Genomic DNA, 12,797 nt, shown 5'->3' on the forward strand with positions numbered 1-12,797 from the left:
TTATTTTTTTAAATCTTTAGGATTATTTATTCTTTTTATATAATTAATTGTAGTAGGAGTCACATTATACAATCTTGAAGAATTTGGAAAATATATATAATTTGGATAATTTCGCTTTTGATAGTAAGAATGACCATAATCACTATCTCCAGTATTCCCCTGAATGCTAAATTCTTCAACAGAACGATATGTTCTTATGCCAGGATGACTATGGTAACTATATATTACATCTGAATTTAGTATTCCAAAAGCATTAGGAGAAAATACTGCTCCAGTATCTGCTTTAGTTACAAATCGCATCATAGTATTCCCTTTATCATTATACGTATGTAATCCAAATTCAGCATTCGAATTATCAGATGCGTATTTAAAAAGATTTAGATATGCATCTTCATTTTCTTTACTATATTCACTTTTTGAGGAATAATAATCTTGACCATCAATTTTTCCAGAACTATTTACCATTTGTCCAATCAGTCCTGATTTTACCGTCACACCGTCATCTTTAGTAAATTGTCCATCACCATTAGTGTCTTTCATATCAAATATAGAAGTAGTGTCCTTCGTTCCACTTGAAGAAGTTATGTCGGTTATACTACTATTTTTAACAGCATACATTGTATCTGTTTTTTTATCTTTTTCTTTTAGAGCTAATATAGTTCTTCCAGATTCCGTAAGCAAATATATATCCATACCATCGGGGTCAATTGCATTAACAGGATTATCCAATACATAATTATATGGAGTAGCTCCAAAATACTTTTCCGCCAGCGGGTCAATATTCATCCAGCGACCAAGTGCAGGGTCGTAATTCCTTGCTCCATAGTCATACATGTTAAGCCCCAGCTCGTCCTGCAGTTCTTTCCCGTTGAATTTATACTTATTATCCGTTCCCAAAGCAGTAACATAACCTATATGTTTCAGCCCGAACGGATAATAATGACTTTCGTCTAAAATTTCAGAACTTACAATTACTCCGTTTTTATCTGCATCACTGTAACTCAATCTCACATTCCCCAAATGATCCGTATAGTTAAACACATAGCTGTAAGTATTGGCACTATTGACTACTGTATTTTTAATATACCCTTCAGCTGTTGGAAAAAACTGCAATGTCCAAGTTCCCAAATGGGGTTTGGTGTATTGAAAACCGCCCAGATAATTGGTACTGGTTACCGTTGTGCCTTGGGTCACAATTTTCTCTAACTTTTGCCCTGCAGCGTTGTAAATATACTCAATTGTACCTGTTGTACCAAAAGTTATTTTCGTAGGTAAATTGAGTTGGTTATATACAATGGCAGTGATGTTTTTGTTCTTGTCCGTTATCAAATTTCCGTTGGCATCATATGTATAATCATCGCCTGATTTGTTACCGTCAACAAATCCACTGATATTATTATTAGAATTGTCCAAAACATTCAATAGCATATTAGAGTTGGTCTGATAGGTATAAATCAAATTGTCAATCCCGTTTGGTGGTAGTGCACCTTCCATATCTCCAAATCTTACCAATGTACGGATATTCCCATTTTGATCATAAGTCAAATTCTCATCATAAGATTGAGGAACAGGATTTGCATTCCCCGGTTTTTGGAAAATGGCATTTTTAAGGCGATTCAAGTTGTCATATTTATACCCATATTTTCGCAAAACATTATCTGAAGAAGTACGCCAATACGTTTCACTTATATTGCCATTGTATAATTCTTTACCTGTATAACCTGTTTCGTTTTTTACGGTATTGTAGTTTATCTTAAACCCAAACAAATCTTTCTCGGTAGTATTTAAGACCAAATTGTTGGTGGGGTCATTATTGATTCCGGTCATCCATCCTCTTATATTATAGGAGTAATCTACTTTTTGCAAAGGCACACTACTGGTATTCCCCACTTTTTTACAAGTCAATTGTCCCAATTCATCATAGGTATTGTCTGCCAATAGCTGTTCTACAACAGCAGTTCCAATCTTATGGGTATGGGTACGCAAACGTCCTTGCGGTGAATAATCAAATACTTCTTTTACAACAATCTCCACATCGGCAGGGGCGCCTGTACGTTTGTGTTTGGTGATCGTAGATTTCAACTGCCCTGAAAACGCATCCAATTCACTGTCGGTGTTGGTATACCCGGTCAGATAATTGGTTACTGCACTACGTATGGGTCTGGCCTTGGCATCATAATAAATAGTGGTCGTTTCTCCCGCTATAGATGATGGAGTGGTTACGGCTCTTGTCCAAGATCCGGTGGCTAGTGTTTTAGTATTGGCCAAAACGGTTTGTCCTAGTACTGTGCTCGAAACATCGGCATTGGGAAAATCATACGTATCATAATAATTGACGGTAAGGAGTTTGATACCCGTTGGTGCTGTATCAGTAGTATAAAAAGCTGGGATCAAATCAATCACTGCATTGGTTTTTTTGCTTTCAAACAAATTTGAGGAATTGTTTTGTGCGACTTGCATTGAGCTACGGGTTGCAGAACTTGCCGCTGCGTTCAACCAGCCAGTGTAAACCGGTCTGCCAAAAGCATCGTACTTGGTAACCAACCAACCCACAGCCGTGTCGTTTTTGAAGGGTGACTTGGCTGGTCCGGTAGCCACGGGGCGATCCAATTTGTCATAAACGATAAACTCCCATTGCTTGCCCGGCAGTTTTTTCTCGGCAAGGCGGTTACGGCTGTCATATTTGTACTGGTAACACAACCCATCCAATTCTGCACTAGGATTGCTCACTAGGGGAGGCAAAACATACGTCAGGTTTCCGAATTGATCATACACATAATAGGTATCGTGCTTTGTACTGGATTCATAAGTCCGTTTCAAAACAACTTGTCCTTCTTTATTTTTAAATTCCACGGTACTCCCTAATTTTTCATCTGTGCTGCTTGGATTAGCGATAGAATTCTCATCGTAAGTAATGGTTTTGTATAATTCATTTGCCGAATAATTTCCCCCGTCTGAAAAAATAGGCTCGTACAAACCGGATGTGGGCCCTGTTGCGGTTGCTTTGTACAATTTTACTTCCGTCTCTGTATTGGTTTGGTAATCCAATTTTATTTCGTGACCGGCATCCATCGCCCAGTCAGCGCCTGGAGCGGCCTGCTTCAACACTTTATTGAGTGGCGAAGATTCTAGTTTTTTCTCCGAAAAAGGATTATCAGTATTGTCATAAATCGCTGTGTCATAATACGAAGAGGTGTTCGTTAAAGCATTTGGGTCAAAGACCATATTGCTTGCCGTACTCACAAATGGTAAATAATCCCTGATTTGTCTTCCAAAAGGATCATATTCAATATGGGTGATAATATCCTTTCCAGAATTGGACTGTTGATTGGCAATCTGCTGCATGGGTCTGCCCAATCCATCAAAATAGGTAATATTCACCTGGGCTTGAGTAGGATCGGGATTTTCATAAACAGTTGTTGTCGCTTTCTTATAAGTAGAGGTAATAACATAGTTATGATCCAGTGAAGGCGCTTTTATATTTTCGCAATTAGCAATCGACCCACTAACCAAAGGACAATTATCGGTATTGTCTAACACATAGCTACCTCCTGGATTGGTACATTGCTGCAGAAAACTGGCAGGATCTCCCAATCCATCAGCGTCAGCATCTGCATACCATTTGGTATTCGGATTTACGGTTGCAGCCGCATCATTACAGTCAGTTGAATTACGAACATACTGCACTCCGCCAGCTACGCTTGGATTGGCGCACTGTGTTTTATTTGTTGTGACGTTTGATATTCCGAAGCTATCTTTATCCGAATCAAGATACCAAACTGTATTGGGGGTCAAAGTTGCATCTCCGTCATTACAGTCATTTGAATTACGAACATACTGCACTCCGCCAGCTACGCTTGGATTGGTGCACTGTGTTTTATTAGTCGTTACGTTTGATATTCCGAAGCTATCTTTATCCGAATCAAGATACCAAACCGTGTTTGGATTTAAAGTTGCATCTCCGTCATTACAGTCATTTGAACTACGAACATACTGTACTCCGCCAGCTACGCTTGGATTGGCGCACTGTGTTTTATTAGTCGTTACGTTTGATATTCCGAAGCTATCTTTATCAGAGTCAAGATACCAAACCGTGTTTGGATTTAAAGTTGCGTCTCCGTCATTACAGTCATTTGAATTACGAACATACTGCACTCCGCCAGCTACGCTTGGATTGGCGCACTGTGTTTTATTGGTCGTTACGTTTGATATTCCGAAGCTATCTTTATCCGAATCAAGATACCAAACCGTGTTTGGATTTAAAGTTGAATCTCCGTCATTACAGTCATTTGAATTACGAACATACTGCACTCCGCCAGCTACGCTTGGATTGACGCACTGTGTTTTATTGGTCGTGACGTTGGATATTCCGAAGCTATCTTTATCCGAATCAAGATACCAAACCGTATTGGGGGTCAAAGTTGCATCTCCGTCATTACAGTCGGTTGCATTACGAACATACTGCACTCCGCCAGCGACGCTTGGATTGGCGCACTGTGTTTTATTAGTCGTTACGTTTGATATTCCGAAGCTATCTTTATCCGAATCAAGATACCAAACCGTATTGGGGGTCAAAGTTGCATCTCCGTCATTACAGTCATTTGAATTACGAACATACTGCACTCCGCCAGCTACGCTTGGATTGACGCACTGTGTTTTATTGGTCGTGACGTTGGATATTCCGTAGCTATCTTTATCTGAGTCAAGATACCAAACCGTGTTTGGATTTAAAGTTGCATCTCCGTCATTACAGTCATTTGAATTACGAACATACTGCACTCCGCCAGCTACGCTTGGATTGGCGCACTGTGTTTTATTAGTCGTTACATTTGATATTCCGAAGCTATCTTTATCCGAATCAAGATACCAAACCGTGTTTGGATTTAAAGTTGCATCTCCGTCATTACAGTCATTTGAATTACGAACATACTGCACTCCTCCAGCTACGCTTGGATTGACGCACTGTGTTTTATTAGTCGTTACGTTTGATATTCCGAAGCTATCTTTATCGGAATCAAGATACCAAACCGTGTTTGGATTTAAAGTTTTATCTCCGTCATTACAGTCAGTGTTATTGGTAGCATACCCTGTAGCAGGTTTTACACTATAATATATCGTTACGGCGGCATTTCCAAATGTATCCCCATCTGCATCCCTGTAAAAAGTTTGTGGAGCAATGTTGGTTATATTAGCATTATTGTCATCTCGATCGAGAGAATTTGCAACATAATCTGCGGGTTGTATTATAGCATATAATTCGGTATCTATATTGCCCCATCCATCCTTATCATGATCCAAATACCATGCAGTACCGCCCCCTTCTCCAGGGTCAACTATTAGTAAAGATATATTTTTATTCGGTTGCAGTTCTTCATTTGGCGTTTCAACTTGCGCATACCCAAAAAAAGAATACAGAAATAAAACGCTAAAAAATAATATTTTATTCATTGTAATTTTAATTTTGGGTTTGATAATTGTATTCAAAATGTTGTAAAATAGTATTGTCATCGTCTTTGATACTCTCTAAATGATGAAGCTTGTCATATACATAAGTTGTCTTTTTACATTTAGAATCAATAATACTACTGATCTGATTGGTTATAGCATCATAATTAAAAATGGTGACGAATGAGGTTGGATATTGATTGATAAAATCACACGGATTTGTTGAACCAATAGGATTGGCAAAAACATTTAAGGCTCCAATATAATTCTCTATTTTAACAATTATTTGATTGTAATCATTATAAAAATATTTGGTTTTTGATCCGTTGGTATACGAAACTATCGAAGGATTTCCTTTTGTATCGTACTCAGTAAAGTCCACCCTGGTTTCAAGATTTTGGCCTCCTTTTGAAATTTGAATATTCTTTTGCAAAATTTGATTCGGATTGGTTGTCGATTGTTCATATAAAAGCCTTTGAGTAGCAAGCAATTCTCTGCTTGCGCCTTTGTCTTTGTATTGACTAGTTTGAATTGGAGTTGCAACACTATTTTGTGCCAATAAAGCTGAGTACGCATTCTGTTGCAGTGTAGTCAAACCTGTCAATGTATTGGCCTGATTAACATATACGTATTCAGTACTATTTTCGATTTTTTTACTGTCTGTTGTAGTGACTTTGGTTGGTAATCCATTCAAACTTCCATATTCGTAATCCTTGTTTGCAATAACTTTTTTATAAGTTGCCTCCAATTGCTCCTGACCCACAGGATCTTCAACCGCATCATCACTATTCCATGAAATCAAATTGGCTGGTACGGGATCTACGTAAAGTATTTCTTTTTCTGCTTTTTTATTAAACAGATACGAATTGGTATAGTAACTTCCAATGAAATAATTGGATAAGGAATTGCCTCCGGTACATAAATAAACCTTTTCTTTTAGAATTATCCTAGCTGTAGTAAAATCTGATGAAAACGTATATTCGATTACATATATACCAGATCCCAGTTTAGAATTAAAATCAGCAATAATAGGGTCATTATTTGCTATTAAATAATTTGTAATTTCATTTGTCATATAATTTTTAATACGGGCATTGTACGTAGCCACACTACCCCCACAACATCTGTTGTTTTCATCTGGATTTAAGTCATCCGTATATCCATTATGATTATAATCGATCGGATAAATTTTTATCACTTTATAAACATCAGCTATAATTATCGGATTATGATAAGTCTCAAAACCAAATACATTCAATTTTTTGCTTTTCAGCGGATGTTCATATTGTGTTTGTTTTTCTTGAATTTTAAATACTGATCCATTTATATTTTTAAAAGTTCGCTCTTTGAGCAACAATCCATCCAATGAAAGTACGTTGTCTTTGGCATCTGGAATAGTATAAGGAATACTATACGCTGTAGGTGTAACAGGTACCAATTGATTAAAAGTAGATTCCTCAGAAAGCAGAAATGTTTTTTCGATACCGCCATTTTCAAAATGGTCCCCGCCATAACTCACAGTGACATTAGCATACTCTTTGGCTCTAAAATTCGAGTAAGTGTAATCCGAATAAATATAATTAGAATGGATGGTTTGTGTATAATATGGAAAGGTTTGGAAGGATACGAGACCCATAGCACAATTTTTATAACCACCACTATTACTAATGTTGATTCTGGCGGTGAAAACATCTGCAAAAAGATCCTGCATCTGATAATAAGAGGTGTAGTAAAAGCTCTTCGATGTTGCAATCGTCCCTGACGTGGCAAAATCCTTAATTCGTTTTATCCGCACTCCTGTACCCTCAACTCTATCATAACCAACATGCAAATCAAAACTAAATCCTCCCGTAGCACTATAACCAGAATAAGTGGCGGTAGGCACAGCTATATCAATTTCAATTTTATACAAATTGTTTCCTAAAAATTTAAATAAAATACTTTTACTGCCAGTCGAGCATTGGTAAGTATCAGTTACATTTGGATTCTTGGTAAGATTGGTGATTTTTAAAGTAACTGCTGCGTAATGGTTAGGTACATTATTCTCTGTATTAGCCTCCAGAGTAATAGTTACGTCCTGATCATAGAGTACTGCCATTTGAAGGATTTCATCATGCAACTTGGTTTGCGGAGTCACGCTATTATCTTCTGTAAACGAATTGATGTAAACACTGCCTGATATTGGATCATACTTTTTAACAACCGTAGGCTGTGACTCATATTCAAAATTAGTATAACCGCCTGTAGGATAATAAATATTTTTTAAAACTCCTTTACTGGCATACTCAAAATTGGCTTTTCTGTTGGGGCAAGCCAAAGGATTGTTTTGCATGTCAAGTGCCGAACACGGCACTAATGTTGAATTATTGACATTATTAAAATACCCCAATACATCAATATTTTTTGAGAACCGACCTGGCAGGAGTTCAGCATTATTATACTCCATTCTGTATTCCTCATATTTTTTGCCGGTACTTTGTGCAGGTATAAAATCTTTATTAAAAGAAATTTTATCCAAAAAAAAGCGGTTGGTATCTGTAGGGCTTTCCAATCCAATGTAGGTTAAATCTATTTTAGAGAATAAATTATTACCTTTCTTAAAATCAATTGAATTCAAAAAATATTTAAAATTGATATTATCGATGAAAGTTCGGTTAAACTCAAGAACGTCACTATTATTTAAACTATAAATCTTCTTCAAATATTTTTGATCTAAAATAGTATTCCGCATGCTCGATTGACTGCTCGATTGACTATTAGGCGTACATTCTTGATAATTTGATGTAGTAATACTCAAACTATAACTGCTGCTTAGGGGTACTTCATAAACAGGTTGACTGCCGTATTCGAATAAAACGGTGCCATTTACTGGATGCTCCATTTTATAGAGATAAAAAGAGGTAGGTCCACCTGTATTCAATTGATTTCCGGAGCCACTTATAAATCGGGACTGCGTACTTTCTGTAGCGGTAACACCCCCAAAATAATATTTCACACCATAAGGATCAGTGATCACAATAGTTTTATCGGTGTAAAATGTTTCAGTAATTTCTATTTTTAAATGCTGTTCATTTTTAACCATTTGTGCCTTAAAATTATCATCCAGATAAAAACTTCCGGAATAATTTAAAAAATGAAATTTAAAAATATCTACTTCAGTATCATAATTCTGATCAATGTAGGATCTTAATTGGCCTGCTTCCGGACTGCAGTCTTCCTTGTTCAGATTAAGTAAATCGGTATCCGTTAGATTCAGCCTTGTACCGCTGGACCAGGCCTGCTCATCACATAAATCTCTTATTTCTCTACTAATTACTCCTCCCGCATCTAGCGTCCAATTAATTCCGGTCTGGGTTGCAATATCACTTACCTTAATGCCAGAACCATAATAATTTAAGCTTACTGGAACTTTCAACTGCCCCGCCTGATATTGAAACAAAGGTATATTCAGGTTTACCTTACCGTTATATTCATCAACGGGTACATCACCATATTTTGTTATTTGAAAGGCTTCTGGTGAAGGTGGTGTGAAATTTGGCAAATCAACTTTACTAATTGGATTATCTTGTCCGTAAGCGACTATATTTATTAATACTATGAGTAACAGTATTGTCTTATTTATATTTAATTTATTCATTATACTCTTTTTAATTATTACTCCCCTTAATGACTTTCACACCATCCGTATGCACATTGGTCTTGATGCTTACGATATAAATACCTTCAGAATACATACTTAAATCAATCGGTACGGTTCTGTTATGTATTTCAAAACTTTGCAACTTCCTGCCCCGAAGGTCATAAACCGTTGCTGTACCTTGCTCAAAGTCATAGCCCACAATAATGTTGGTAAAAGTGTTAGCCGGATTTGGTATGGCTTCTATCTTAACTTTTACTTCTTCCGGTTTCTGCTTGTCTTTCAATTTGACAACCCAAAAATCGTTTCCGCCAATGGTCGAGTTTTTGTCTTTAGAAGATTTGGAGTTAGAGGTTCCGGCTAGCAAATACCCTCCATCTCGGGTTTCTATTAGTTTTCTTAGAATGTCTTCGCCTTTACTTCCTACGGTCTTTTTCCAAAGTTCTTCGCCAGAATCACTAATTTTCAAAGCGATATAATCATTTATTCCATCTTTGTCTCCAGTTACTTTTAGCAATTGCAAACCACCGTTGCCTTGCTCGCTTTCACTCTGAGCGTACCCGCCAACCAGAAAAGTATGGTCGTCATTTTCTACCAGTGAGGTCAGGATATCAACTTTACCAAAATCGTAAGTCTTGCTCCAAACCACTTTTCCGGTTTCATCCATTTTCATTACCCAGTAATCGGTTCCGTTACTGACGGTTCCACCCAGCAAAGTGAGGGCAGTAGTACTGTTGGAATTCCCCCCCGCTATATAACCGCCATCTTGGGTTTGGTGAATCACATACAGCTGATTGTCCCCATTGCCACCGTATGTTTTTTGCCACTCTATTTTGCCTTCCATGTCAATTTTCAAAATCCAGTAATCGCCAATTCCAGAATTGGCCTCCGTTTTATCACCGGAACGAGGTGAATTAGAGTAACCGCCCAAAATGTAGCCGCCATCCACCGTTTGTTCCATGCTTCGCAGTACATCGGCGTATTCGCCTCCGTATGTTTTTTGCCATACTACAGCTCCGGTATTGTCCAGCTTTACAATCCAGTAATCCATATTGCCCCTGCATTTTTCGGTCTTGCCTGTCAAATCGGGTTTCACATCTATAGTTCCTTTTTCAGTGAGGTCTTTTTGCGGAAGCAGGGTACTGCTGGAAGAACCGCCAAGCATGTAGCCGCCGTCGGTGGTTTGAAATGCACACAGCAATTCATCCTGACCGCTGCCACCAATTGTTTTTTGCCATTGTTCGTCACCTTTAGCATTGAGTTTAATCACCCAAAAATCGGTAATACCTTTGCAGTCCTCTTTTTTATTGCCTATACCGCCCTCTGGAGTTTTCGGGCTATTGGAAGTACCAGCCAAAATAAAGCCTCCATCCTTTGTATTTTTGATGCTTTGAAGCAAATCAAAACCACTGCCTCCAAGGCTTTTCTGCCAATCGAGATCGCCTTTTTCATTCATTTTCCAAATCCAATAATCCAGATCGCCACGGTTGTTCTCTTCCTTATTTCCTGTTTTTTCAGACAAGGAACTACCAGCCAGTATAAATCCATAATCGGCTGTGGGTTGTGCATCAAAAAGATAGTCGGCATGGAGTCCTCCGTATGATTTTTCCCAAAGAATATCTTGGGATTGGCCAAGACAAGAATAAAAAAGTAATAGTAGAAGTAATTTTCTTTTCATAAATTTGATTTTGAGGACGATAGCAAATTGAGCTGCTGTTTTTTAAGAGCTATAAATAATTTTGTGTTAATTTATGTTAATTTATAACAGAGCCGCCGCAATAGTAAGCTTTCAATTTCAACTGTGCAATACCCACTTTTGGTGATATTTCAATCAAAATTGTGTTTTATTTCTTATAAAAATTGTGTTTTTGGCAATTTTCCTCCGAAACTTACATTTTTTTATGAAAAAAAGATATATTTTTCAAACAGCTATAAATTCATAAAAAAAATTACGCTTCATAACCAAAATAAATTACCAAATGAATAGTATCAGGCGTTCCAAAAATAAAAATTAACTCTTTTTTATTACGCGCTAAATCTATATTTATCTATCCCCGCTCCCTATTCAATTCCCGAATCACACACCACACTTTTAGTTTCAAAAAATTATATGATATAGTTTTGTTCCTCTTTACAAAGGATATTCAACTTCCATCACTATAGTTTCATGAACAACCAGTCGATCCAACAAAAAGTAAAAAACATGTATCAGATGCTTTTCGAAATGGCTACTGGCAACCTGACATTCAGGTTGCAACGGGATGGAGAAAACAATCAGTTGGATGAACTGATAGTCATGCTCAATACTACTGCCGAAAAATTGCAATTGCTAACGGCAGACTTAGGCTACATAAACCCACATTACACTTACCAAAGTTTGGTGCAGGCAACACTAATTCTGGACAAAAATTTTACAATCAAAAGTTTCAGCGCTCCAATACCGGTTCTTTTGGGTCACGAACCCCAGATGCTCTTCGAACAGGATTTTCACAAAGTACTCGCCAAACAATCGATACCTTTATGGGAAATCGTCATAGAGCAAATAGCAACCGACAAAACAGCACTAGCCACGGTACAATTATTGTTTGTCACGTCAAGTCAGCACCTCGTACCATCCTTTTGCACTGTTTCAAGACTATTGTATAGCAACAGCATTATCATCAATTCCATAACCACTATTCTTCAGGATCTCCTTCCGGAAACAACTACCAAACCAAATACAGTAGACCAACATCAATCAGACACCGTTCTGGTTCAAAATGTTCGAGAATACATTTTAAAAAATTTAGAAGCCCCATTACCAAGCACAAACGAATTGTCAAAAATATTCAATGTAAATGAATTCAAATTAAAAGATAGTTTCAGACATTTTTTCAACACCAGCATTTATAAGTTTTATACCGAAGAAAGATTAAAAAAAGCCCATTTGATGATCCAGCAAACTGTCATTCCAATTAAGGAAATCGCTATTATCTGCGGATACATTAACTATACCAACTTCTACAAAGCATTCAAAAAACGATACAACTATTCCCCAAGCGAATTGAAGCGCGACGATGCAGTAGATAATAGCAGCGCTTAAAAACACCGCCATGGCTATAATCCACGACCAAATAAAATATTCTTCATTACCGTCCTCTCCCCGCCCTTATAGTTTTACTCCACAAAGCACGATAGAAATTTGCTCATTAGCTGGCAGAAATGATAGTTAGCATCTGAAAATGTCCACTCCCGCCCTAATATTTTTAAAGACAAAATAACGATAAGGATTTTAGCGTTGGCCGCAGGGAGCGACCCCCTAGCGAAGCGGCTGGGGTCGGGATAGGAAAATCTGTTCGATTATTTTATCTTTAAAAATATTGAGGCTTGATTTTTTGTTTCTTTTGTATCAAGACAAAAGAAAAAATATTCTTCAAATAAAATTAGTGAGGCTATTAGACAAAAAAGGCAAATCAATTCATTATTCAAAATTTATACCCGAGCGAGAACGAACAGGTGAAGCAATTCAAAATTCAAAATAAAAAACTTTTTTCTGTTTTCTGCAATCTGCCTCCTGCAATCTTCCCTCTTGCTTCTTCCCATTTGCTTCTTTCCTCTTGTCTCTTACTTCTTTCCTCTTCAGAGCGACTTCCCCTTTTGCATATCGATATTCCCAATTTGCAAACTGTTTTCATTTTAATAAACAGAACTTTACAACACAAAACCAAAGAAACAA

The 12,797-nt window shown here is 37.3% G+C and carries 5 protein-coding genes; 1 reads left to right on the forward strand and 4 read right to left on the reverse strand.

The genetic code is table 11. From position 1 onward, the window contains the following. The 3 genes from OLM57_RS15925 to OLM57_RS15935 are packed head-to-tail and all read right to left on the reverse strand — an operon-like array spanning nucleotide 1 to nucleotide 10,760. Nucleotides 1-5,448: a DUF6443 domain-containing protein gene (locus tag OLM57_RS15925; RefSeq protein ID WP_264564678.1), complete on the reverse strand. Its 5,448-nt coding sequence runs from the start codon at nucleotides 5,446-5,448 to the stop codon at nucleotides 1-3. A 7-nt stretch (nucleotides 5,449-5,455) separates the two neighbouring features. After that, nucleotides 5,456-9,082, reverse strand: coding sequence for a hypothetical protein (locus tag OLM57_RS15930; protein ID WP_264564679.1), 3,627 nt, complete (start codon nucleotides 9,080-9,082; stop codon nucleotides 5,456-5,458). A gap of 10 nt (nucleotides 9,083-9,092) precedes the next feature. Beyond that, nucleotides 9,093-10,760, reverse strand: coding sequence for a T9SS type A sorting domain-containing protein (locus OLM57_RS15935; RefSeq protein WP_264564680.1), 1,668 nt, complete (start codon nucleotides 10,758-10,760; stop codon nucleotides 9,093-9,095). Between the two features lie 525 nt (nucleotides 10,761-11,285). Between OLM57_RS15935 and OLM57_RS15940 the strand changes: the two genes are divergently transcribed. Continuing rightward, nucleotides 11,286-12,164, forward strand: a complete 879-nt coding sequence (locus tag OLM57_RS15940; RefSeq protein ID WP_264564681.1) for an AraC family transcriptional regulator — start codon at nucleotides 11,286-11,288, stop codon at nucleotides 12,162-12,164. A 430-nt stretch (nucleotides 12,165-12,594) separates the two neighbouring features. On the opposite strand, the gene OLM57_RS15945 is transcribed toward OLM57_RS15940, so the two are convergent. Further along, nucleotides 12,595-12,756, reverse strand: coding sequence for a hypothetical protein (locus OLM57_RS15945; protein ID WP_264564682.1), 162 nt, complete (start codon nucleotides 12,754-12,756; stop codon nucleotides 12,595-12,597). Nucleotides 12,757-12,797: the final 41 nt, after the last annotated feature.

It is taken from the genome of Flavobacterium sp. N3904 (genome assembly GCF_025947305.1).
Classification (GTDB): domain Bacteria; phylum Bacteroidota; class Bacteroidia; order Flavobacteriales; family Flavobacteriaceae; genus Flavobacterium.